Source organism: Comamonas sp. A23, from assembly GCF_004522605.1.
GTDB lineage: Bacteria > Pseudomonadota > Gammaproteobacteria > Burkholderiales > Burkholderiaceae_C > Comamonas > Comamonas thiooxydans.
In genome coordinates this window covers 129,247-151,924 of the sequence record NZ_RSDT01000002.1, presented here as the reverse complement: position 1 = coordinate 151,924, position 22,678 = coordinate 129,247, and the positions used below count along the sequence as shown (strand labels likewise).

The window sequence follows — 22,678 nt, the reverse complement described above, 5'->3', positions numbered from 1 at the left end:
TACGTATGTCTGCAGTAGCTGCAACACCTTTCTCCTTCAAGGATTTCCTCAAGAGCTTCATGCTCTGGGAACTGGCCAAGGGCATGGCCCTGACTGGCCGCTACACCTTCCGTCGCAAGATCACGGTGCAGTTCCCTGAGGAAAAAACACCTCAGTCGCCACGCTTCCGTGGTCTGCACGCCCTGCGCCGTTACGAAAATGGCGAAGAGCGCTGCATTGCCTGCAAGCTTTGCGAAGCCGTGTGCCCTGCCATGGCCATCACCATCGAGTCCGATGTGCGTGACGACGGCTCGCGCCGTACCACGCGTTACGACATCGATCTGACCAAGTGCATCTTCTGTGGCTTCTGCGAAGAAAGCTGCCCGGTGGACTCCATCGTGGAGACGCACATCTTCGAATACCACGGCGAAAAGCGCGGTGATCTCTACTTCACCAAGGACATGCTCCTGGCAGTGGGTGACCGTTATGAAGCCGAGATCGCTGCCAACAAGGCGGCAGATGCCAAGTACCGCTGAAGCGGCTCCTTGATCACTTGAAAAGATTCGATCCATGGACGCCAAAACTGGTTTTTTCTATCTGTTCTCGGTCGTGCTGCTGTTTGCAGCCTTCCGGGTTGTCACGGCTCGCAACCCTGTGCACGCCGTGCTCAATCTGATTCTGGCCTTCTCGCAAGCTGCCGCCATCTGGCTGCTGCTCAAGGCTGAATTCCTCGGCATCGCTCTGGTGCTGGTCTATCTGGGCGCTGTGATGGTGCTGTTCCTGTTCGTGGTGATGATGCTCGATATCCGTATCGACTCCATGCGCCGCGGCTTCTGGAAGCATTTCCCGTTCGCCGCCCTGATCGGTGTGCTGATCGCCTTTGAAATGGGCATGGTGCTGATGGGCGGTTTCGGCGACGTCGAAGACGCCAAGGCTGTTGGTGCGACCATGGTCAATGCAGCCGGCCAGACCGTTCCTTACTCGAACACACAGGCTCTGGGCAAGCTGCTGTACACGGAATACCTGTATCCCGTGGAAATTGCGGCCGTGATCCTGCTGGTGGCCATGATTGCCGCAATTGCCCTGACGCTGCGCAAGCGCAAGGACAGCAAGGCCATGAACCCTGCAGATCAAATTCGTGTACGCGCCTCTGACCGCATCAAGCTGGTCAAGGTCGACAGCACCAAGCCTGCACAAAAACCTGACGCTGAAGCCGCGGCTGCAGCGTCTGCTGTGGAGACAAAAGCATGACGCTGACTTTGGGCCACTTCCTGACGCTGGGTGCCATGCTGTTTGCACTCTCCGTGGTTGGCATCTTTCTGAACCGCAAGAACCTGATCGTCTTGCTCATGGCCATCGAGCTGATGCTGCTGGCCGTGAACATGAACTTTGTCGCGTTTTCCAGCTATCTGGGCGACATGCACGGCCAGGTGTTCGTGTTTTTCATCCTGACAGTGGCTGCTGCTGAATCGGCCATCGGTCTGGCGATCTTGGTGCTGCTGTTCCGTAACAAGACAAGCATCGATGCGGAAGATCTCAACGCCCTCAAGGGTTGAGTCCGCCGTAACTTGCAAGGTTCTCAAGAAATGAGTCAAACCCTTTCTGCATCCATGCTGCTTGCGGTGCCGTTGGCACCGCTGGTCGGCTCCGCACTCGCGGGTATCTGGGGCACGGCCTTTGGCGGCAACAAGATTGGTCGCACCGGCAGCAGTTCCCTGACGATTCTGAGCGTGCTCCTGGCCTTCGTTCTGTCGGCCCTCACGTTCAAGGCTGTCGTGTTCGACGGCGCAAAGTTCAACGAAACCATCTACACCTGGATGGTTGTCGGTGGCCTGAAGATGGAAGTCGGTTTCCTGATCGACTCCATCACGGCCATGATGATGTGCGTGGTGACCTTTGTGTCGCTGATGGTTCACATCTACACCATGGGCTACATGGAAGAGGATGACGGCTACAACCGTTTCTTCTCCTATATCTCGCTGTTCACCTTCTCCATGTTGATGCTCGTGATGAGCAACAACCTGCTGCAGCTGTTCTTTGGCTGGGAAGCCGTGGGCCTAGTGTCCTATCTGCTGATCGGCTTCTACTACAAGAAGCCTACGGCCATCTTCGCGAACCTGAAGGCCTTCCTGGTCAACCGCGTGGGTGACTTCGGCTTCATTCTGGGTATCGGCCTGATTGCTGCCTACACCGGCACGCTGAACTATTCTGAAATCTTTGCCAAGCTGCCAGAGATCCAGAACACCCAGCTGCCCGGTACGGGCTGGCTGCTGGTGACCGTGACTGCCATCTGCCTGTTCATCGGCGCGATGGGCAAGTCGGCTCAGTTCCCGCTGCACGCCTGGCTGCCGGACTCCATGGAAGGTCCCACGCCTATCTCCGCGCTGATTCACGCGGCGACCATGGTGACGGCCGGCATCTTCATGGTGTCGCGCATGTCTCCTCTGTATGAGCTGTCGGATGTTGCGCTGAACTTCATCCTGGTGATCGGCTCCATCACAGCGCTGTTCATGGGTATTCTGGGCATCATCCAGAACGACATCAAGCGCGTGATTGCGTACTCCACGCTGTCCCAGCTGGGCTATATGACCATCGCTCTGGGTGTGTCGGCCTACTCGGTGTCCGTGTTCCACCTGATGACCCACGCCTTCTTCAAGGCGCTGCTGTTCCTCGGTGCCGGCTCCGTCATCATGGGCATGCACCACAATCAGGACATCCGCTGGATGGGCGGCGTGCGCAAGTACATGCCCATCACCTGGATCACCTTCCTGCTGGGTAACCTCGCGCTGATCGGCACGCCGTTCTTCTCGGGCTTCTACTCCAAGGATGCCATCATCGAGGCGGTTCACGCTTCCAACCTGCCTGCTGCCGGCTTTGCCAATTTTGCAGTGCTGGCCGGTGTGTTCATCACGGCTTTCTACTCCTTCCGTCTGTACTTCATCGTCTTCCACGGCAAGGAGCGCTACGACCAGAACCCCGATGCCCACCATGATGACCACCACGGTCATGACGACCACGGCCATGGCCATGATGCCAAGCCCCACGAGTCGCCTCTGGTGGTGACCGGTCCTCTGGTGCTGCTGGCCATTCCTTCGGTGGTAATTGGTGCGATTGCATTGATGCCCATGCTGTTTGGCGACTTCTTCAAGGGCGTGATCCACGTCGATGGCTCCAAGCATGGCGCCATGGCCGAACTGGCCGAGCAGATCCACGGCTGGGTGCCCATGGCTCTGCACGGCTTCACGGCTGCACCGTTCTGGCTGGCTCTGGCCGGTGTGGTGGTGTCCTATGTGTTCTACATGGTCAAGCCCGAGATTCCTGCCGCCATCATGGCTTTCTCCAAGAAGATTGGTCTCTACCAGGTTCTGGAAGGCAAGTACGGCGTGGACTGGGTGTACGAGAACATCTTCGCCCGCGGCTCCCGTGCCTTCGGTACCTTCTTCTGGAAGGCCGGCGATCAGGCCATCATCGATGGCGCCATCGTGAACGGCTCCTGGAAGCTCATGGCCAAGTTCGGTCAGTGGGTGCGCGGCCTGCAAACAGGCTATCTCTATCACTACGCGTTGGTCATGCTGCTGGGTATCGTTGCCCTCATGACGTACTTCGTGTGGCTCAACAAGTAGTAGGGGAAGAACAAAAATGGGTTTGTTGAGTCTTTCTATCTGGGTGCCGATTGCTTTTGGCGCCCTCCTGCTGGCCTTCAGCAAAGAAGGGCAGGCCAACGCGGTGCGCTGGCTGGCACTGATCGGTGCGCTGATCGGTTTTGCGGTGACCATTCCTCTGGTCACCGGCTTCGACACCACGACTGCCAATATGCAGTTTGTGGAGAACGCGCTCTGGATTGAGCGCTTCAACATCCACTACCACCTGGGAGTGGATGGCATCTCCATGTGGTTTGTGCCGCTGACGGCCTTCATCACCGTCATCGTGGTGATCGCCTCCTGGACCAATATCACCGAGCGCGTCAACCAGTACATGGCCGCTTTCCTGATCCTGTCGGGTCTGATGATTGGTGTGTTCGCGTCTCTGGACGGCATGCTGTTCTATGTGTTCTTCGAAGCGACTCTGATCCCGATGTATCTGATCATCGGTATCTGGGGTGGTCCTAACAAGATCTACGCAGCCTTCAAGTTCTTCCTGTACACCTTGATGGGCTCGCTGCTCACGCTGGTCGCTCTGATCTATCTGTACACCCAGTCGGGCGGCAGCTTCGAGATCCTGGACTGGCACAAGCTGCCCCTGTCCGGTACCGCACAGACGCTGATCTTCTTCGCCTTCTTCGCCGCTTTTGCGGTGAAGGTGCCCATGTTCCCGGTCCACACCTGGCTGCCCGACGTTCACGTTGAAGCCCCTACCGGCGGCTCCGCCGTGCTGGCCGCCATCATGCTGAAGCTGGGTGCCTATGGTTTCCTGCGCTTCTCTCTGCCCATTGCTCCCGATGCGGCGCATGAGTGGTCGGGCCTGATGATCACGCTGTCGCTGATTGCCGTGATCTATGTGGGTGTGGTGGCTCTGGTGCAAAAGGACATGAAGAAGCTGGTGGCTTATTCGTCCGTGGCTCACATGGGCTTTGTGACCCTTGGCTTCTTCATGTTCAACAACCTGGGCATCTCCGGTGGCCTGGTGCAGATGATTGCCCACGGTTTCGTGTCCGGCGCCATGTTCCTGTGCATCGGCGTGTTGTACGACCGCGTTCACTCGCGTGAAATCGCCGCTTACGGCGGTGTGGTCAACACCATGCCCAAGTTCGCTGCCTTTGCCCTGCTGTTTGCCATGGCCAACTGTGGTCTGCCTGCAACCGCCGGTTTTGTCGGCGAGTGGATGGTGATCCTGGGTGCCGTGCAATACAACTTCTGGATTGGTCTGGGCGCTGCAACCGCTCTGATCTTCGGCGCTGCCTACACCCTGTGGATGTACAAGCGCGTGTACCTGGGTGCCGTGGCCAACGACCATGTGGCTGAACTCAAGGACATCAACTGCCGCGAATTCCTGGTGCTGGGCCTGCTGGCCGCGGCCGTGCTGGTCATGGGTCTGTATCCCAAGCCCTTCACCGATGTGATGGATGTGTCTGTGGCAGAGCTCATCAAGCATGTGGCTGTGAGCAAGCTCAACTGACCAGACTGAAACGAGAGACACGAGATGATTGACAACATCAGCTGGCTGGCGATCTACCCGGAGATCACTCTCCTGGTCATGGCCTGCGTCATTGCCTTGGTGGACCTGGGCGTCAAGAGCGCCCGTCGCACCGGCACCTATGTTCTGACCATGCTCACCCTGCTTGTCGTGGCGGTGATGCAAGGCATGTACGCCGCGAGCGGCAATACCTTCTACGGCTGGGGCAACATGGTTGTCTCGGACGCCATGGGCAACTGGCTCAAGTGCTTTGCCACTATCGCCGTGATGATCACCATGGTCTACGGCCGCCCTTATGCGGCCGAGCGCGACATGCTGCGCGGCGGTGAGTTCTTCACACTGTCCATGCTGGCCCTGCTGGGCATGTTCATCATGATCAGCGGCAACAACTTCCTGGTCCTGTATCTGGGCCTGGAGCTGCTGACACTGTCCAGCTATGCGCTGGTGGCTCTGCGCCGTGACCACACCGTGTCCGTCGAAGCCGCCATGAAGTACTTCGTCCTGGGTGCCATGGCTTCCGGCTTCCTGCTGTACGGCATGTCCATGCTCTACGGTGCCACCGGTTCGCTGGATATCGGACAGGTCTTCAAGGCCATCAATTCCGGTGAAATCAAGCACCAGGTGCTGGTCTTCGGTCTGGTCTTCGTGGTCGCCGGTCTGGCCTTCAAGCTGGGTGTGGTTCCCTTCCACATGTGGGTGCCCGACGTCTACCAGGGTGCACCTACCGCCATCACCGCCCTGATCGGCGGCGCGCCCAAGCTGGCTGCCTTTGCCATGACCATCCGCCTGCTGGTGGACGGCCTGCTGCCGCTGGCCATCGATTGGCAGCAGATGCTGATGGTGCTGGCCGTCTGCTCGCTGCTCATCGGCAACCTGGCCGGTCTGCAGCAGACCAGCCTCAAGCGCATGCTGGCTTACTCGACGATTTCCCAGATGGGCTTTGTGCTGCTGGGTCTGATGTCGGGTGTGGTGGACGGCAAGGTCGATCCTGCCACCGTCGAAAACGCCTACAGCTCGGCGATGTTCTACATCGTGACCTATGTGCTGACCGCTCTGGCTTCCTTCGGCGTGATCCTGCTGCTGGCCCGCGAAGGCTTTGAAAGCGAAGAGATCGCCGATCTGGCCGGTCTGAACCAGCGCAGCCCGCTGTACGCCGGTGTGATGGCCATCTGCCTGTTCTCCATGGCCGGTATTCCTCCGCTGGTCGGCTTCTACGCCAAGCTGTCCGTGCTGCAGGCCCTGGTCGCTTCGGGCAGCAGCCTGTACATCGGTCTGGCCGTGTTTGCCGTGATCATGTCGCTGATCGGTGCCTTCTATTACCTGCGCGTGGTCAAGGTCATGTACTTTGATGCTCCAATCACTGCTACCAGCGTGTCTGCTCCTCTGGATGTGCGCGTTGTGCTGACGATCAACGGTGCGCTGGTTCTGCTGCTGGGCATACTGCCTGGCGGTCTGATGGCCTTGTGCGCTGACGCCGTTGTGCGTGCCCTGGCTTCCTGATAAGACGAACGTGATGAGGGCTTGATGCCCTCATCGCTTTTTCTAGGAATGGCTTTGTGTCTATAACCGCCTCTATCTGGCTCATCATCTTGGCTGCCCTTGTGGCAGCCAATTTGCCTTTTATCAACCAGCGTCTGGGCATTGTCGGCCCCGTCATGGCCGGTCGCAAGCCGCTGTGGGTGCGCCTGCTGGAAATGATTGCCCTGTATCTGCTGGTGGGCGGCCTGGGCTTGCTGCTGGAGCGCCGCGCCGGCCAGATATCTCCCCAAGGCTGGGAGTTCTATGCCATTACTGCTACGCTGTTTTTGACGCTGGCATTTCCCGGCTTCGTTTATCGCTATCTGGTTCACCGCAAGGGTTGAGTGGCGCCATGAAAGTGCTTGATCTTCACTGCCCTGCAGGCCATGTCTTTGAAGGCTGGTTTGCTTCGGAAGATGATTTTCAGAATCAGCTGCAGCGCAAGCTGGTGGAATGTCCTGTTTGCGGCGACAGTGATGTGACCAAGCGCTTGAGTGCTCCCCGTCTCAATCTGGGCGCACAGCCGCCAAAAACTGCCCCGACTGCAAAACCGGCTCCTGCCGCAGCGCCGGAGCTTTCCGTCGCCGTACCCGAGATCAGCGCCGAGGCGCGGGCACATCTGCAGTCCATGCATGCCGCCTGGATGCAGTGGTCGCGCCAGGTTGCGCAAAATACCGAGGACGTCGGCAAAAAATTCGCCGAAGAGGCGCGCCGCATTCACTACGGTGAAACCGAGGAGCGCGCCATTCGCGGCCAGACCAGCGCCCAGGAGGCCATGGAGCTGCTGGAAGAGGGCATTGGCGTTCTGCCCCTGGCCTTGCCCGAGTCGGCCAGTGGCGAAGGCGGCAACGGCAGCCTGCAATAAGACAACCCCGCTTCCGGTCAGCGCCCTGCGGCTTCAGCTCAGTTGCTGATAGATCGCGTTGGCCAGAGTCTGCAGGCGCTCGCGCGGCAGGGAGGCACTCAAGGCATAGCCTTGCCGGCCATCGATCCAGTAAAAGCCATGGCTTGCACCGTCGCTGCTCCATTGAAAGGACGCAGGGGCGGAGGTGGCTGCCGTCCCGGGCTTGAGCACCGAGACATACAGGGTGACGCGCTGGCCGGCCTGATCCTCGTACATGAACTGGGCGCGGGCCTGGCCGGTCTCCCCGGGCAGCAGCCGCCCGCCCATGAGATGAAAGCCCTGGGCTTCCAGCACCGGCGGCTTGAGCGCAACTCCCAGCCGCTTGGACAGCCACTGCACCAGATGCGCCTGCTGCTGTGCCGCGACCTCGACGGGGTGGCGCTGCTCGGGCACATAGACGGCATGGGCCGCAGCCGCCTCGCGGACAAAGCCTGGCAACTGCACGGCCGTGTCGGCCGGCGGCGAGCCGGATTTTTGCTGGCCTGCACCATAGCCAAGTCCCAGGCCCACGCTGAGCATGATGCCTGCGGCCAGCGCATGTTGCCAGCGCCACTGCAGCGCCGGCTTTTGCAGGGATAGTATGAGCCGGGGCGGGACCGGCTCTTCGAGCAATTGCGCATGCAGAGCCTGAAGGCCCGCGTTCTGGGCCTGAATGGCGGCCATGCGCGCTGCTTCTTCGGGGTGTTCGGCCAGCCATTGCGCCACGGTCGCAGCGGCATCGGGCTGTAACTCTCCATCCACCCAGGCATGCAGCGTGGTTTCATCGGGGCGCTGGGGTGTCATTGCACTTTCCTTCATTTGACAGCCCTCAACACGGTCGTCGCGGGTCTTTCTCCTTCCATGAGGCGCCTGAGCTGCTCGCGGGCGCGCGAGAGGCGCGACATCACCGTTCCCACGGGAACGCCCAGCATCTGCGCGGCTTCGCCATAGCTGAACTGCTCCATGCCGATCAGCAGCAGCACCTCGCGTGCCTGCGGCGTGAGATGGGACAGGGCCCGCTCCAGATCCAGCTGCAGCGTCAGTCTGGGCATGGGGTCGTGAGGCGTGTCCTGCGCCTCGTCAAGCGCCACCATGCGATGCCGCGACGACTGCTGCCACTGATTGGCATAGAGGTTGTGCATCAAGGTCAGCAGCCAGCTGAGCAAGGCTTTTTGCACCTGCTCGGCCGAGGCGGCTGCCGGCGGCTGCCACAAGGCCCACTTCTGGCAGGCGCGCTCCAGGGTGTCCTGCACCAGATCGTCTGCCAGCGCGGCATCGCCCGCTAGCGCACGCGCATAGCGGCGCAGGCGGGGAATATGGACCAGGGCGGCGTCGACCTTCACTCAGGGCTTGGCGACATGCCAGCTATTATTGAGGAAGCCGTCACCCGTCATGTCGCCGGGCTTGGCATCCTTGACCCAGTGATAGAGGGGGCGGCCCTTGTAAGCCCATTGCTTGCTGCCGTCGTCGCGCATCACCACGCTCCAGTCGCCGATTGGCGCCGCATTCGCGGGGGCCATCAAAGGCGGCCAGTTGGTGGCGCAGCCGCCGTTGCAGACGCTTTTGCCGGAGCCTGCGGCATCCTTGTCAAAGACGTAGAGCGTCATCTGGGTCGGTCCGACCAGCACGCCGTTGAGGGTGGTGGCAGGGGATTTTGCCGAAGTGACCGAGCCGGTCGAGCAGGCCGCCAACAGGGCGGCGGAAGCTAGCGTCAGAGAAGCGATGCGAAACATGAGGTCTCTCCTTGTGGTTGACCTTCAGTAAACAGTTCTGCAAGGGGTTTTATTCCATGCGTTTTCACGCAGGAACTCAAGAGCAGCGCGACAGGTCTTGCAGGCATGGCCTCAGGCATCGATTGCTGAATAATTTGATAGCTGCTATCGCCTATTGAGTATTTATTTCATGGATAAAAGAACATGAAATTCATATGAGGCAATCGGAAGCAGCTTTTAAATTTATAGCGATATGGCTGTTCTTTGTCGCCCTTGGTTTTTGAGGGCGACAAATGGCAAGCATATTTGCGAGCATTGGGCTAGTAACCTGGTTACTCCAGTGGGAATTGAGCGACTCAGGGTTTACGGCATCAGGGCCAATCTGGGGAGTGCTGTGCTATGAGGGCACATTTCTCCCAGTCTTATTAATATTGATAGCGCAATATGTATAAGGCATAAGCTTTTTTAGAGATTCCGAAGTGGATGCTGATATTCCTGGGGATGCCGCTGTCTCTGGCATGACTTGCAGTTGCGATGAGTTTGAAGTTTGCATTTACTTCTGTTGTTGCTGTTTGTTTTATGGAAGATTAGGGAAAGCATAAGCCCGATGGCTCTTCATTCCTAGGAGTTTCCCGCTGCGGCACTGCAGCATGAAAGACCAAGATGCCGCTCAGGCAGAGGAAGTACATCAAGTTGCTCCCCTCTTTGTTTTGCAGCATTCAGGACTGACGGCCAGCGCATGAGCGACCTTATTCTCGAAACTAGGCAACTCACCAAAGAGTTCAAAGGCTTTACCGCCGTCAGCAAGGTGGATCTGGCCGTGCAGCGTGGCTCCATTCACGCGCTGATCGGGCCCAATGGAGCGGGCAAGACTACTTGCTTCAATCTGCTGACCAAGTTTCTGGAGCCCACTTCCGGGAGCATCCAGTTCAACGGGCTGGACATTACCCGCGAGGCGCCGGCACAGATTGCGCGACGTGGCGTGATTCGCTCGTTTCAGATTTCCGCCGTGTTTCCTCACTGCACCTTGCTGGAGAACGTGCGCATCGGCCTGCAGCGCAAGCTGGGCACGGCCTATCAGTTCTGGACCAGCGAGAAGACGCTCAATCAGCTCAATGACCGCGCCATGGAGCTGCTGACCGAAGTCGGGCTGCAGGACCTGGCCGATGAAGTGACCGTGAACCTGCCCTATGGGCGCAAGCGCGCCCTGGAAATTGCGACCACGCTGGCCATGGAGCCCGAGCTGATGCTGCTGGACGAACCCACACAGGGCATGGGCCATGAGGACGTGGACCGCGTGACCCAGCTCATCAAGAAGGTCTCTGCCGGCCGCACCATCCTGATGGTGGAGCACAACATGAAGGTGATTGCCACCATCGCCGATCGCATCACCGTGCTGCAGCGCGGCGCCGTTCTGGCCGAAGGGCGCTACGAAGAGGTTTCGCGCAATCCGCAGGTGATGGAAGCCTATATGGGGACCACGGACGGACAGCTTCAGGGGGCGCATTGATCGTTCCCCCTGTGCCGCTTTGCGGCTTCCCCCGGAGGGGGACGGCAACCTCGGTGCGGGGCGGCCCTTCCTCGCTGCCTCTTTGATGGTTTCGTGCGTGATTTGAGTGAGACGAATGAATAAGACAAGTACTCCGGCGCTGGAAATTTCGGGACTCAATGCCTGGTATGGCGAATCCCATGTGCTGCATGGCATGGATCTGGTGGTCAATCCCGGCGAGGTGGTGACCTTGCTCGGCCGCAATGGCGCAGGGCGCACTTCCACGCTGCGCGCCATCATGGGGCTGACCGGCTCGCGCAAGGGCTCGATCAGGATCAACGGCGTGGAAACCATTCACATGCCCACGCACAAGATCGCCCACCTGGGCGTGGGCTACTGCCCCGAGGAGCGCGGCATTTTCTCCAGCCTGTCCTGTGAAGAGAATCTGATGCTGCCGCCGCCGCTCAAGACCGGCGAGCCGGGGATGAGCATCGACGAGATCTACCAGATGTTCCCCAATCTCTATGAGCGCAGGAACAGCCAGGGCACGCGCCTGTCGGGCGGCGAGCAGCAGATGCTGGCCGTGGCGCGGATTCTGCGCACGGGCGCGCGCCTGCTGCTGCTCGATGAAATTTCCGAAGGCCTGGCCCCCGTCATCGTCCAGACCCTGGCTCGCATGATCACCACGCTGCGCGAAAAGGGCTACACCGTGGTGATGGTGGAGCAGAACTTCCGCTTTGCCGCGCCGCTGGCCGACCGCTTCTATGTGGTCGAGCACGGTCATGTCGCCTTGCGCTTCGGAGCCAGCGAACTGGACGAGAAGATGTCCGTACTCAACGAGCTGCTGGGTGTCTGAGCCTGCAAGCAATTCCCATTCGTTCATAACAAAGAACCAACCCGTGGAGATAAAGATGAAAGCAAAACTGAGCGTTCTCTCGTGCATGCTGGCCGTGGCCGGTCTGTCCAGCCCCCTGGCCCAGGCCCAGGAGAAGGTGAAGATCGGTTTCGTCACCGATATGTCCAGCCTGTACGCCGACGTGGAGGGCAAGAACGGTGCGGTCGCCATGCAGATGGCGATCGACGACTTCGGCGGCAAGGCCCTGGGCCAGCCCATCGAGCTGGTCAGCGCAGACCATCAGAACAAGGCCGACATTGCTGCCTCCAAGGTGCGCGAATGGATTGATACGCAGGGTATCTCCATGGTCTTCAGCGGCACCAACTCCGGCACGGCTCTGGCGGTTTCCCAGATCGCCAACGAGAAAAAGCGCGTTCACTTCAACAGCGGCGCGGGTTCCTCCGCGCTGACCAACGAGCAGTGCAACCCCTATACCGTGCACTATGCCTACGACACCGTGGCCCTGGCCAAGGGCACGGGCGGTGCGGTGGTGGATCGCGGCGGCAAGGACTGGTTCTTCCTGACGGCCGACTATGCATTCGGCCAGGCACTGGAGGCCGACACCACCAAGGTCATCAACGCCAAGGGCGGCAAGGTGCTGGGCTCGGTCAAGCACCCGCTCAATGCCTCGGACTTCTCGTCCTTCCTGCTGCAGGCGCAAAGCTCCAAGGCCCATATCCTGGGTCTGGCCAATGCGGGCGGCGACACCATCAATGCCATCAAGGCCGCCAAGGAGTTCGGCATCAACAAGACCATGAAGACCGCCGGTCTGCTGGTCTTTCTGACCGACATCCACAGCCTGGGTCTGAAGAACACCGAAGGCCTGCTGCACACCACCAGCTGGTACTGGGACATGAACGACGAATCGCGCAAGTTCGCCAACAAGTTCTTTGCCAAGACCAAGCGCATGCCTACCGATGTGCAGGCCGCCGACTACTCGGCCGTGATGAACTATCTGAAGGCCGTCGAAGCGGTGAAGACCACCAATGCCGACAAGGTGATGGCCCACCTCAAGAGCACGCCCATCAACGACTTCTACGGCAAGGGCGTGATCCGTCCCGACGGTACGTTTGCCCACGATATGTATCTGGTCGAAGCCAAGAAGCCCAGCGAATCCACCAAGCCCTGGGACTACCTCAAGGTGCTGACCAAGTTGCCTGCCGAGACGGTCTGGACGACCAAGGCCGAAACCAAGTGCGCGCTCTGGAAGTAATGGCACTACCGGTTTGATGCAGACCTCACCCTCACCAGCGTATCTCTCATGGAAATCTTCGGCGTTTCATTGCCCGGCCTGATGAGCCAGCTCCTTCTGGGGCTGGTCAACGGTTCGTTCTACGCAATTCTGAGTCTGGGCCTGGCCGTGATCTTCGGCCTGCTCAATGTCATCAACTTTGCGCATGGCGCCCTGTTCATGCTGGGGGCCATGTGCACCTGGATGGCCATGAGCTATTTCGGCATCAACTACTGGGTGATGCTGATCCTGTCGCCGGTGCTGGTGGGGATTCTGGGGGTGTTGATCGAGCGCTTCTTGCTGCGCTGGATCTACAAGCTCGATCATCTCTACGGCCTGCTGCTGACGCTGGGGTTGTCGCTGCTGATCGAGGGGGTGTTCCGCTCCGTCTATGGCGTCTCGGGCCTGGGCTATGACACGCCCGAGCTGCTCGAAGGCGCGACCAATCTGGGCTTCATGATCCTGCCCAATTACCGTGCCTGGGTGGTCGTGGCTTCCATCGTGGTGTGTGTAGCCACCTGGTTTGTGATCGAGAAGACGCGCATCGGCGCCTATCTGCGTGCCGGTACCGAAAATCCGCGCCTGGTCGAGGCTTTCGGCGTCAACGTGCCCGTGATGATCACGCTGACCTATGCCTTCGGTGCCGCGCTGGCGGCTTTTGCCGGCGTGCTGGCCGCTCCCGTCTACCAGGTCACGCCGCTGATGGGGCAGAACCTGATCATCGTGGTGTTTGCCGTGGTGGTGATCGGCGGCATGGGCTCCATCATGGGCTCCATCCTCACCGGTCTGGCGCTGGGTGTCATCGAAGGGCTGACCAAGGTTTTCTGGCCTGAAGCATCGTCCACCGTCGTGTTTTTCATCATGGTCATTGTTTTGCTGATTCGCCCCGCTGGCTTGTTCGGTAAAGAAAAATAAGAGGGGCACGACATGAAATCCAAGACGCTTGTTCAACGCATTGCCCCCGTGGGCTATGGCCTGCTGCTGCTGGGCCTGATCGTCGCGCCCTTCCTCGGTGCCTATCCGGTTTTTGTCATGAAGCTGATGTGCTTTGCACTGTTTGCTTCGGCCTTCAATCTCTTGCTGGGCTATACGGGTCTGCTGTCCTTCGGCCACGCCGCGTTTCTGGGCGGTGCGGCCTATGTGGCGGGCTACACCATCAAGGCCTGGGGCTTTACGCCCGAAGTCGGCATGTTGCTGGGTACGGTGGTCGGCGGTCTGCTGGGCCTGATCTTTGGCTGGCTGGCCATCCGTCGCCAGGGCATTTATTTCTCCATGATCACGCTGGCGCTGGCGCAGATGCTGTTCTTTGTCGCGCTGCAGGCCAAGTTCACAGGCGGCGAAGACGGCCTGCAGGGCGTGCCGCGTGGCAAGCTGTTCGGCGTGATCGATCTGAGCAGCGATATGGTCATGTACTACGTGGCGCTGATCATTGTGGCAGCGGCTTTTCTACTCATCGTGCGCACCATCCACTCGCCGTTCGGGCAGGTGCTCAAGGCCATCAAGGAGAACGAGCCGCGTGCCATCTCGCTGGGCTATGACGTCAACCGCTTCAAGCTGCTGGCCTTTGTCATCTCTGCGGCCCTGACGGGTCTGGCCGGTTCCCTCAAGACCCTGGTGCTGGGCTTCGCCACCTTGTCCGATGTGCACTGGACCACCTCCGGTCATGTGATTCTGATGACGCTGATGGGGGGGCTGGGCACGCTGTCGGGTCCGCTGCTGGGTTCGGCGGTCGTCGTGGCGCTGGAAAACAAGATTGGTGAGTTCGGCAGCTTCCTGGCCCATGCAACCGGCGTGGAATGGTTCAGCACGCTGGGCGAGTCGGTCACCATCGTCACCGGCCTGATCTTTGTGCTCTGTGTGCTGCTGTTCCGCAAGGGCATCATGGGCGAGCTGATCGCCTGGCTGCAACGTCGCAAATAGGGCGCTTCACTCTCGCTACCAAGGCCGCATCTGCGGCCTTTTTTATTGCCATGACTCAGATCAGGAGAGGGTGATTTTCAGAGATTTCTGAAATTGCTGGTACACGTTTGCAAGCGATGGACTTTATTTCTCACAACAATGGACTTTTTTTCTCATTTCAAAAATGCCTGAGTGCAGCCGGATGCCGGTGCGCGTGCAGGCGCATACAGTTCGAGGTTCGATATGACACATCGGGAGCAGGCGCAGCCCTTGGCCGCGCGCATCTGGCTCTGGGTTCTGGGGGCGGCGCTGGCGCTTGCCGGCCTGTTCTTCTTGATAGGCGGTGGCAAGCTCATCAGCCTGGGCGGCAGCTGGTACTTTTTGCTCGCTGGCCTGGGGCTGCTGCTGTCCGGCGTGCAATTGGTTCGTCGCCGCGTGAGCGGTGCATGGTTCTACCTGGGCACTTTCGGCGCGACCGTGTTATGGGCGCTGGCCGAAGTGGGTCTGGATTACTGGAGCCTGATTTCGCGCCTGCTGGCCTTGACCTTTGCTGCCGTGGTGGTGCTGGCCAGCATGCCCCTGCTGCGTAAGGCTGGTGAGCCGGGCAAGGCGTCGTCCAGCAAGCTGCCATTTGCTGCAGCGGCGGTCATGCTGGTGGCTGGCATGGCGGCCTTTGTGTCCATGTTCCAGATTCACCCCGAGGTGCAGACCCAGTCTACCGTGGCACGCAAGCCCGTGGATGCTGCCGGCGAGCAGAAGGACTGGAGCCACTACGGCAACAGCAGCAACAACGACCGCTTTGCCGCGCTGGATCAGATCAACGTGGACAACGTGAGCCAGTTGCAGGTGGCCTGGACTTTTCGCACCGGCGACATACCCAAGTCCACAGGCGCCGGCGCTGAAGACCAGACCACACCGCTGCAGGTGGGCGACAAGGTGTTTGTCTGCACGCCCAGCAACAACGTGATTGCGCTCGACGCCGACACCGGCAAGCAGCTGTGGCGTCATGACACCAACTCCCATGTGGGCGGTGTGTGGGAGCGCTGCCGCGGACTGGCCTACTTCGATGCGGATGCCGCACTGGCTCAGCCCAGCGTGCCGGGATCGACTCCCGTGCAGGCTGTGAGCCTGCCTGCTGGCGCCGCCTGCAAGCGCCGCATTCTGATGAACACCATCGATGCACGTCTGTTTGCCATCAACGCAGACAACGGCGAGTTGTGCGGCGAGTTCGGCGATCACGGCGTGGTCGACCTCAAGCAGGGCGTCGGCACTATTTCAAATCCCGCGTTCTACACCCTGACATCGGCGCCCACGGTGGCCGGCACCACGGTGGTGATCGGCGGCCGCGTGGCCGACAACGTACAGGTGGACATGCCTGGTGGCGTGATTCGCGGCTTCGATGTAATGACCGGCGCACAGCGCTGGGCGTTCGACTCCGGCTCGGCCACACCCAATGAAGTGCTCAAGCCCGGCGAGACCTACACCCGCTCATCGGCCAATGTCTGGGCGGGAACGACCTACGACCCGAGCTCCAATACCGTGTACCTGCCCATGGGATCGGCTTCGGTGGACCTGTATGGCGTCACGCGCTCTGCAGCGGACCTGAAGTACGGTGCGTCCATCCTCGCGCTGGATGCTGCCACGGGCAAGGAAAAATGGGTGTACCAGACCGTGCACAACGACTTGTGGGACTTCGACCTTCCCATGGCTCCCACACTGATCGATTTCCCTCAGCAGGACGGCAAGACGACGCCAGCGCTGGTGGTCGGTACCAAGGCCGGTCAGATCTTTGTGCTGGACCGCCACAGCGGCAAGCCGCTGACCAAGGTGGAAGACATTGCCGTCAAGCCCGGCCATATTCCCGGCGAAAAGTATGCCCCGACCCAGCCTCTGTCCGTGGGCATGCCGCAGATCGGCACCAAGACCCTGACCGAAGCCGATATGTGGGGCGCGACGCCGGTGGATCAGCTGATCTGCCGGATCAAGTTCAAGTCCATGCGCTATGAAGGCCTGTTCACCACGCCTGGCACCGATGTGTCGCTGAGCTTCCCGGGTTCGCTGGGCGGCATGAACTGGGGCGGTCTGTCTGCGGATCCCGGCAATAATCTGATCTTTGTGAACGACATGCGTCTGGGCCTGTGGGTGCAGATGATGCCCCAGCAGAAAAAGGACAAGCTGTCCGACGGCGGCGAGGCGCCCAACACCGGCATGGGTCAGGTGCCGCTGGGAGGCACTCCCTATGCGGTGATCAAGGACCGCTTCATGTCGCCTCTGGGCATTCCTTGCCAGAAGCCTCCGTTCGGCACGCTGACCGCCATCGACATGAAGACCCAGCAAGTGGTCTGGCAGGTGCCCGTGGGCACGGTGCAGGATCAGGGTCCCATGGGCATCAAGATGCGCATGCCCATGCCTGTGGGCCTGCCCACACTGGGCGGCACGCTGGCGACCCAGGGCGGTCTGGTGTTCTTTGCCGGCACGCAGGATTACTACCTGCGCGCCTGGGATAGCGCCACCGGCAAGGAAATCTGGAAGGGCCGACTGCCAGTTGGCAGCCAGGGCGGCCCCATGACCTACAAGTCGCCCAGAACCGGCAAGCAATATGTGGTCATCTCGGCCGGCGGCGCCCGCCAGTCGCCCGACCGAGGTGACTATGTGATTGCCTACGCATTGCCCGATAGCGGCAAATAAGCGACGCAGGCATTGAACCGAACAGCCATGGCTCGTCAGAGCCATGGCTTTTTTCATCGCCGGGCAGCGCCCCTCCCGGAGGGGCAGCGACCACACGCAGTGGGAAGCGTGGGGGCCTTTTTTCATGCCTGAGCTGCGTGTTACGCTCGCGCGCTTGAGTCAATGGAGATGTGGTCGTGAGCGAGCAGCAAGGTCCTGAAAATTCACTGAGCCAGCAGCCTTCGGCAGACGAGGCATCGGCCGATATGCGCCGAGCCCTGCTGGACGCGGGCAAGACCGAGTTTGCCAATTACGGCTATGACGGAGCGCGGCTGGAACGCATTGCCGCCAAGGCGGGCTGCGCCAAGCGCATGCTCTACTACTACTTCGGCAACAAGAAAGACGTGTACCTCGCGGTCATCGAGCAGAGCTACTCGGATATTCGCGAGTCGGAGGAGCAGCTCAATCTCGATGCGCTGGAGCCCTTGCAGGCGTTGCATGCGCTGGCGCAAAGGAGCTTCGAGTATCACGAGCAGAACCAGGAGTTCACGCGTCTGGTGCTGCAGGAGAATTTCCAGGGCGGCGAGATGCTGGGCCAGATCTCCAAGACCGAGCTGTTGCGCAAGGCGGCGCTGGAGCCGATCGAGCGCATTCTGCAGCGCGGCGTGGCGCAGGGCCTGTTCAAGGATCAACTGAGCGCGGTCGATGTCCACTATCTGATTTCGGCCCTGTCCGGCTTCCGCGTGGATCATGCCGCGACCTGGCAGAGCCTGCTGCAGGTCGATCTCTTGGGCGACAACTTGCGCGAGCGCCATCTGCAGCTTCTGCTCGATCAGCTCCGCGCTTTGGTGTGCAAGCCCCAGGCCCTAAAGCCTTAGTGCATTCGCATAGCCGGTCATTTCCAGGTAACCGCTGCCTACGCGGACGCTTTTGCCATCGGCGCCGATGCTGCGCAGCTCGCACAGACCCTCCCAGTAAATGGCGCCGGTGCTGGCGCGACTGTCGAGTTCCTGGTCGTCCACCAGGGCGTGAACCTCGAAACGGCCCGCCGGTGTCTGCACGCTCCAGGCCACAGGGTAGCTTGCTTTGCTGTGCGGGCTGCTCCAGTGGCGCAGCGGTTTGAACCGTACCTGATCGGCGGCAAAGATGTGCGCGCTCTGGTTCGGCCCGCGGAATGAACCACCGGCCCAGAGCGCCGATCCATTGCGGCGGCGCAGATGAAAGGCCGTGAGGGCGCTACCGTCATCGAGATTCATGCCTATCCAGTCCCAGCCCTGAGCCTCAGGGTCCATGATGGCCGCGCTGCATTCATGGTCCAGCCAGGCGCGGTTGTGTGCGCTGGCTTGCACAGGCAGTTGCTGCCCGCCCACGGTGATGGAGCCGCCGACCTTGAGCTGAGGCTGACTGTAGTAGTAGCTGGCCTGTTCCTCACGCGGGCCTTTGCGTGAAAGACCATTCAAGCCCTGCAGCAGCAGTGGCTGAGTGCTGTCAAATTCAAGATCCAGTATGAAGTCCTGGCTGCTCAGCAGAGCTCTGTAGCGGCTGGCTTCGCTGGCGCTTCGCCCTGGTACGGGTCGACGCTGGAGATACCAGTCGTTGATATGCACATCGGTATCGTTTTCGCTGGCTCCGGCCAGGCCCAGTCCCGCGCGCGCCATGCGCTGGTCGTGGCGCAGCTTTTGGCCCTCGACATCGCACAGGGCCGCATGGGCGAAGATCAACTGCTTGGCCGCGAGCGCCGATTGCAGGCTTTGCGTGGCTTCGATGCGCGAGCGAAAGAAAGTCAGCTGAAAGCCCCAGGGCTTGCCGCCGGCCTGCAACTGCCCGGTTATGTACCACCACTCGGTCTGCAGATCCGGGTGGCTGCCGAAGTCGCGCGGAAACTGCAAGGTTCTGGACGGCAAAGCCATGCCTGGCAGAGGCAGGCCCAGAGTCGCCCAGCCCAGACCGGCAGCAGCCAGCCTCTGCAGGGACTGCCTGCGTGACAGGGCCAGCAGTGCCGGTTGTTGAGGCTGGGAGGGCATGGGCTGATAAGGCATGGCCCATTGTCGCCCAGCCGATCAGCGCAATGCCATGAGCTTCGAGGTGCTGCTTTGAGCTGCCTCAGCCGATATCGATCAGGGGAACGATCACCATCCAGCTGACTCCGAAGCGGTCGGTCACCACGCCAAAACGTCGCGCAAAAAACGTGGTGTCCAGCGCCATCTGTACCTTGCCGCCCTGGCCGATGGCGGCAAATATGCGGTCGGCCTCATTCTCGCTGGGCGCGGTGATGGACAGAGAAAAGCCTTTGAAATCCGGCTTGCCGCCGTTCATGCCGTCAGATGCCATGATCTGCGCCTCGCCAATCTGGACATTGGCGTGCATGATTTTTTCGGGATCCATCTGGCCCGGGCCGCAGCCTTGCTGGGTCGATGACTCGGGCTGCGGCGGAGCATCCTTGTAGCGCATCAGCATGGTGATCTCGGCCCCAAGTGCGGCCTGGTAGAAATCCAGGGCCTCTTCGCAGCGGCCATCGAAAAAGAGATAGGGCTGGACTTGCATACGAACTCCTCGCAGCGGTGAAGATTTCATTGTGCGCTGCGCAATGGCGCAATCATGTGAAAAACGCTGACAGGGGTGCAGGTATAGCTACCAGTCCTCCTTGACGGCCAGCACCGCGTCGGCACTGGCGGCCCGGCGCCCGGCCAGCCACGCGGTGATGACGCCTGCCAGCACCACGGCAGCACCCAGCGCCAGCAGGCGCAGCAGGGGCAGGCGCAGCTCCATGGTCCAGTGAAAGCTCTGCGGGTTGACCACATGCACGAGGATCACGGCCACGCCCAGGCCCAGCAGCGTGCCCGCGATGGTGCCCAGCAGGGTCCAGGCCAGACCCTCGGCGGCGACCACGCTCAGCACATTGCGGCGCGTCAGGCCCAGATGGGCCAGCAGCCCGAACTCCTTGCGCCTGGCCAGCACCTGGGCGCTGAAGCTGGCCGCAATGCCGAACAGGCCTATGCCTATGGCCACGGCCTGCAGCCAGTAGGTGACGGCAAAGCTTCGATCGAAAATGCGCAGGGAGCGCTCGCGCAGCGCCTGGCTGCTGACAAATTCCAGCGCTGGGGGCGGCTGCCCCGGCGTGCCGAGGGCCTGCTCTATCGCTGCTTGCAGATCAGTGCCAGACAGCTGGCTTTGGGACTCCGGCCAGACGGCGATCTCGCTGATCTGCGCGGCATTGCCTGCATGACCCACCAGTGTCAGGTAGTCCTTCCAATCCAGGGCCACGGCACCGAACTGACGCACATAGTCGCGCCACACGGATGCTATGTAAAAAGAAGCTTCCGGCGCTTGGTGGTCCTTGGTTTGAAGGCTGAAAGCCTTGGAAAGCAGCGGCCACGCATCACCGGGCTTCAGGCCATAGAGCTGGGCCACGGCTTCGCTGATGTGCACGGCAATGCCTGGGCGTGTCTTATGAATTGGACCCTCCACCCAGGGAAGCTGCATGGCCTGCTGCCCTTGAAGAGGTCGAATCAGCAGACTGATGGCCGGGCGTTCGGGGCTCAGTACCAACTGGCTGCTGCGCATGGCCTGGGCTCGTTCTATGCCGAGCAACTGCTCCAGGCGCTGCGCCGCATCGGCCGGCAGCAGGGCTGCATCGACACGGCTGGAGCCGCCGGCGGCGCGCACATACATGGGGGCGGGCAATACGGCGTCCAGCCACTCCATCATGCTGCCGCGAAAGCTGGTGACCATCACCGTCAGGGCCACGGCCAGGCTCAGGCTGGCCACCACACCGCCCACGGCCACGGTGGTGGCGTGGCGCATGCGCCGCGCGCGCTCCAGCGCCAGCATGGCCAGCGGCTGGCGCGAGAAGGCCTTGGGTACCAGTCCCAGCACCGAACCCAGCAGCCAGGGCAGAGCTGACATGCCGCCCAGCAACAGCAGGCCCACTGCCATATAGGCCGCCAGCGGGATACCTGCCACCGGTGGCATAAAGGCCAGCACCAGGCTGGCTGCAAGAAGCGTCACTGCGGGCCACAGGCGCGGGGCTCTCTCATGCGTGCTGCCCAGTCCCTTGAGCGTGGCCGCTGGCGGCAGATCCATGGCGGCGCGTGCGGGCCACCAGGCTCCGGCCAGCGTGGCGGCAATGCCCAGCAGACCGAAGACCAGCGCTGCCACAGGGCTCCAGTGCAGGGCGGGCTGCACGCCGGCAAAGAAGCCGCCGCCCAGATCGCCGCCCAGCACCTGCAGCGCCAGCCAGGCCAGTGCCGTACCCAGTGCAATACCGGCCAGGCTGCCTATAAGCCCCAGCGCCAGCGCTTCCATCAACACCAGTGCCATGCGCTGGCGCGGCGTGGCGCCGAGCACGGCCAGCAGCGCAAACTGCGGCGCGCGCTGTGCCACGCTGAGCGCCAGCACCGAGAACACCAGAAACGCTCCCGTGAACAAGGCCACAAGCGCCAGCACCGTGAGGTTGACGCGGTAGGCGCGCGACATCTCGCCCACGCGCTGCTGATCGTCGCTGGGCTGCTGGATCAATACTTGGTCTTGCCAGGCCGGCAGGGCGTGCAGGGCGGTGACCACCTGGCTGCGGCTGGCGCTGTCGGTCAGCAAAAGGTCCAGCCTGTCGATACGGTCAAACAGGCCGAGCTTCTGCTGTAGTGCGGCAATGTCCATGACTGCGACCGGTGCGCCGCTGGCGGCGACCGTGCCCGCAATGCGAAGTTGCTGGGCCTGGCCGTTGAGCAGCCATTGCATGGGGGCGTTGACGGCCTGTTCAGGACTCAGTCGCAGGGCCTGCAAGGCGGCGGCATTGAGAAACACGGCGTCGGGAGCAAATAGATCGAGACGCTCGCCGCCCTCAAACAAACGCGGCATCAGTGCCGGGGCGACAGGTGCCAGTTTGAGGGCATCGCTGCCGAGCACGCGCAAGCTCACGCCTTGCGCTGCTCCTGGCGTGCTGCGCGTCTGCAAATCTGCAGTGCTGCCCGGCAGCAGCACCGTGGTCTCGACCCAGGGAACGGCGGTGGCGACGCCCCGGGTCTGCGCCACCTGCGGATAGAGTGCCAGCGGCAGGCCACCCTGCATGGCGTGCAGTTGCAGATCGGGCTGGCCGTTGACGCTGCGCACAGCCCTGGAAAATTCGTCCAGTGCCGACTGGTTGATCACATGGACGGCAAAGCCCAGCGCCACGCCAAGCATGATGGCAATCAGCGCCGTGGCCGTGCGCCAGGGATGCTGGCGCAGCTCCTGCCAGGAGAAGCTGCTCAGCAGCATAAGAAGCGGAGGGCGT

21 protein-coding genes are annotated in these 22,678 nt (G+C 61.1%); 15 read left to right on the top strand and 6 right to left on the bottom strand.

Going from position 1 to position 22,678, the window contains the following annotated elements:
- The first annotated feature begins 5 nt into the window (after nt 1–5).
- From nuoI to EIC84_RS05105, 8 genes are read left to right on the top strand one after another with little or no spacing between them, the layout of a single operon-like run.
- The gene (gene nuoI / locus EIC84_RS05140) at nt 6–515 is read left to right on the top strand and encodes an NADH-quinone oxidoreductase subunit NuoI (protein ID WP_003057824.1); all 510 of its coding nucleotides are present in this window, start codon (nt 6–8) and stop codon (nt 513–515) included.
- A 34-nt stretch (nt 516–549) separates the two neighbouring features.
- Complete coding sequence (locus tag EIC84_RS05135; protein WP_003064392.1) at nt 550–1,230, top strand: NADH-quinone oxidoreductase subunit J; 681 nt, start codon at nt 550–552, stop codon at nt 1,228–1,230.
- Entirely contained in the window at nt 1,227–1,535 is a 309-nt protein-coding gene (gene nuoK, locus EIC84_RS05130) for an NADH-quinone oxidoreductase subunit NuoK (RefSeq protein ID WP_003057821.1), read from the top strand. The genes EIC84_RS05135 and nuoK overlap by 4 nt, the downstream gene beginning before the upstream one ends.
- Before the next feature lie 30 nt (nt 1,536–1,565).
- Nucleotides 1,566–3,602 carry an NADH-quinone oxidoreductase subunit L gene (nuoL, locus tag EIC84_RS05125; RefSeq protein WP_171832483.1) on the top strand — a complete coding sequence of 679 codons (2,037 nt, stop codon included), beginning with the start codon at nt 1,566–1,568 and terminating at the stop codon, nt 3,600–3,602.
- 16 nt (nt 3,603–3,618) lie between these two features.
- Nucleotides 3,619–5,094 carry an NADH-quinone oxidoreductase subunit M gene (locus EIC84_RS05120; protein WP_003064396.1) on the top strand — a complete coding sequence of 492 codons (1,476 nt, stop codon included), beginning with the start codon at nt 3,619–3,621 and terminating at the stop codon, nt 5,092–5,094.
- Between the two features lie 24 nt (nt 5,095–5,118).
- Nucleotides 5,119–6,612 (top strand): NADH-quinone oxidoreductase subunit NuoN, encoded by a 1,494-nt coding sequence (nuoN, locus tag EIC84_RS05115; RefSeq protein ID WP_003064398.1) that lies wholly within the window; start codon nt 5,119–5,121, stop codon nt 6,610–6,612.
- Between the two features lie 56 nt (nt 6,613–6,668).
- Entirely contained in the window at nt 6,669–6,974 is a 306-nt protein-coding gene (locus EIC84_RS05110) for a DUF2818 family protein (RefSeq protein ID WP_003057814.1), read from the top strand.
- Between the two features lie 8 nt (nt 6,975–6,982).
- Entirely contained in the window at nt 6,983–7,495 is a 513-nt protein-coding gene (locus EIC84_RS05105) for a DUF1178 family protein (protein ID WP_003064400.1), read from the top strand.
- A gap of 33 nt (nt 7,496–7,528) precedes the next feature.
- Here the strand turns inward: EIC84_RS05105 and EIC84_RS05100 are convergent, their stop codons facing one another.
- From EIC84_RS05100 to EIC84_RS05090, 3 genes are read right to left on the bottom strand one after another with little or no spacing between them, the layout of a single operon-like run.
- Nucleotides 7,529–8,317 (bottom strand): anti-sigma factor, encoded by a 789-nt coding sequence (locus tag EIC84_RS05100; protein ID WP_003064401.1) that lies wholly within the window; start codon nt 8,315–8,317, stop codon nt 7,529–7,531.
- A gap of 11 nt (nt 8,318–8,328) precedes the next feature.
- Complete coding sequence (locus EIC84_RS05095) at nt 8,329–8,856, bottom strand: RNA polymerase sigma factor (RefSeq protein ID WP_003064403.1); 528 nt, start codon at nt 8,854–8,856, stop codon at nt 8,329–8,331.
- Nucleotides 8,857–9,246: a hypothetical protein gene (locus EIC84_RS05090; protein WP_003064405.1), complete on the bottom strand. Its 390-nt coding sequence runs from the start codon at nt 9,244–9,246 to the stop codon at nt 8,857–8,859.
- A 718-nt stretch (nt 9,247–9,964) separates the two neighbouring features.
- Between EIC84_RS05090 and EIC84_RS05085 the strand changes: the two genes are divergently transcribed.
- From EIC84_RS05085 to EIC84_RS05055, 7 genes are all read left to right on the top strand, one after another.
- Complete coding sequence (locus EIC84_RS05085) at nt 9,965–10,735, top strand: ABC transporter ATP-binding protein (protein WP_003064407.1); 771 nt, start codon at nt 9,965–9,967, stop codon at nt 10,733–10,735.
- 115 nt (nt 10,736–10,850) lie between these two features.
- On the top strand, nt 10,851–11,570 hold the full coding sequence (locus EIC84_RS05080; RefSeq protein ID WP_003064410.1) for an ABC transporter ATP-binding protein: 720 nt from the start codon (nt 10,851–10,853) through the stop codon (nt 11,568–11,570).
- A gap of 55 nt (nt 11,571–11,625) precedes the next feature.
- Nucleotides 11,626–12,822, top strand: coding sequence for an ABC transporter substrate-binding protein (locus tag EIC84_RS05075; protein ID WP_003064413.1), 1,197 nt, complete (start codon nt 11,626–11,628; stop codon nt 12,820–12,822).
- A gap of 48 nt (nt 12,823–12,870) precedes the next feature.
- A complete protein-coding gene (locus EIC84_RS05070; RefSeq protein ID WP_003057801.1) occupies nt 12,871–13,755 on the top strand; it encodes a branched-chain amino acid ABC transporter permease in 885 nt (294 codons plus the stop codon).
- 12 nt (nt 13,756–13,767) lie between these two features.
- The gene (locus EIC84_RS05065) at nt 13,768–14,760 is read left to right on the top strand and encodes a branched-chain amino acid ABC transporter permease (protein ID WP_003064416.1); all 993 of its coding nucleotides are present in this window, start codon (nt 13,768–13,770) and stop codon (nt 14,758–14,760) included.
- 222 nt (nt 14,761–14,982) lie between these two features.
- Nucleotides 14,983–17,427, top strand: coding sequence for a membrane-bound PQQ-dependent dehydrogenase, glucose/quinate/shikimate family (locus tag EIC84_RS05060; RefSeq protein WP_003064419.1), 2,445 nt, complete (start codon nt 14,983–14,985; stop codon nt 17,425–17,427).
- Nucleotides 17,428–17,603: 176 nt separating this feature from the next.
- Nucleotides 17,604–18,284: a TetR/AcrR family transcriptional regulator gene (locus EIC84_RS05055; RefSeq protein WP_003064421.1), complete on the top strand. Its 681-nt coding sequence runs from the start codon at nt 17,604–17,606 to the stop codon at nt 18,282–18,284.
- Here the strand turns inward: EIC84_RS05055 and EIC84_RS05050 are convergent.
- The 3 genes from EIC84_RS05050 to EIC84_RS05040 form a co-directional block, all read right to left on the bottom strand.
- Nucleotides 18,273–19,445: a lipocalin-like domain-containing protein gene (locus EIC84_RS05050; protein WP_003064423.1), complete on the bottom strand. Its 1,173-nt coding sequence runs from the start codon at nt 19,443–19,445 to the stop codon at nt 18,273–18,275. The genes EIC84_RS05055 and EIC84_RS05050 overlap by 12 nt on opposite strands.
- 64 nt (nt 19,446–19,509) lie before the next feature.
- Nucleotides 19,510–19,950, bottom strand: coding sequence for a VOC family protein (locus EIC84_RS05045; RefSeq protein WP_003064425.1), 441 nt, complete (start codon nt 19,948–19,950; stop codon nt 19,510–19,512).
- Nucleotides 19,951–20,037: 87 nt separating this feature from the next.
- Nucleotides 20,038–22,662: an FtsX-like permease family protein gene (locus tag EIC84_RS05040; protein WP_003064426.1), complete on the bottom strand. Its 2,625-nt coding sequence runs from the start codon at nt 22,660–22,662 to the stop codon at nt 20,038–20,040.
- Nucleotides 22,663–22,678: the final 16 nt, after the last annotated feature.

Excerpts from the sequence above, each read along its gene's own strand:
- EIC84_RS05075 (WP_003064413.1), top strand. The coding sequence starts at position 11,626 with ATGAAAGCAAAACTGAGCGTTCTCTCGTGCATGCTGGCCGTGGCCGGT.
- EIC84_RS05120 (WP_003064396.1), top strand. The coding sequence starts at position 3,619 with ATGGGTTTGTTGAGTCTTTCTATCTGGGTGCCGATTGCTTTTGGCGCC.
- EIC84_RS05080 (WP_003064410.1), top strand. The coding sequence starts at position 10,851 with ATGAATAAGACAAGTACTCCGGCGCTGGAAATTTCGGGACTCAATGCC.
- EIC84_RS05090 (WP_003064405.1), bottom strand. The coding sequence starts at position 9,246 with ATGTTTCGCATCGCTTCTCTGACGCTAGCTTCCGCCGCCCTGTTGGCG.
- EIC84_RS05040 (WP_003064426.1), bottom strand. The coding sequence starts at position 22,662 with ATGCTGCTGAGCAGCTTCTCCTGGCAGGAGCTGCGCCAGCATCCCTGG.
- EIC84_RS05135 (WP_003064392.1), top strand. The coding sequence starts at position 550 with ATGGACGCCAAAACTGGTTTTTTCTATCTGTTCTCGGTCGTGCTGCTG.
- EIC84_RS05070 (WP_003057801.1), top strand. The coding sequence starts at position 12,871 with ATGGAAATCTTCGGCGTTTCATTGCCCGGCCTGATGAGCCAGCTCCTT.
- EIC84_RS05065 (WP_003064416.1), top strand. The coding sequence starts at position 13,768 with ATGAAATCCAAGACGCTTGTTCAACGCATTGCCCCCGTGGGCTATGGC.
- nuoN (WP_003064398.1), top strand. The coding sequence starts at position 5,119 with ATGATTGACAACATCAGCTGGCTGGCGATCTACCCGGAGATCACTCTC.
- EIC84_RS05105 (WP_003064400.1), top strand. The coding sequence starts at position 6,983 with ATGAAAGTGCTTGATCTTCACTGCCCTGCAGGCCATGTCTTTGAAGGC.
- nuoL (WP_171832483.1), top strand. The coding sequence starts at position 1,566 with ATGAGTCAAACCCTTTCTGCATCCATGCTGCTTGCGGTGCCGTTGGCA.
- nuoK (WP_003057821.1), top strand. The coding sequence starts at position 1,227 with ATGACGCTGACTTTGGGCCACTTCCTGACGCTGGGTGCCATGCTGTTT.
- EIC84_RS05100 (WP_003064401.1), bottom strand. The coding sequence starts at position 8,317 with ATGACACCCCAGCGCCCCGATGAAACCACGCTGCATGCCTGGGTGGAT.
- EIC84_RS05045 (WP_003064425.1), bottom strand. The coding sequence starts at position 19,950 with ATGCAAGTCCAGCCCTATCTCTTTTTCGATGGCCGCTGCGAAGAGGCC.
- EIC84_RS05050 (WP_003064423.1), bottom strand. The coding sequence starts at position 19,445 with ATGCCTTATCAGCCCATGCCCTCCCAGCCTCAACAACCGGCACTGCTG.
- EIC84_RS05060 (WP_003064419.1), top strand. The coding sequence starts at position 14,983 with ATGACACATCGGGAGCAGGCGCAGCCCTTGGCCGCGCGCATCTGGCTC.
- EIC84_RS05085 (WP_003064407.1), top strand. The coding sequence starts at position 9,965 with ATGAGCGACCTTATTCTCGAAACTAGGCAACTCACCAAAGAGTTCAAA.
- nuoI (WP_003057824.1), top strand. The coding sequence starts at position 6 with ATGTCTGCAGTAGCTGCAACACCTTTCTCCTTCAAGGATTTCCTCAAG.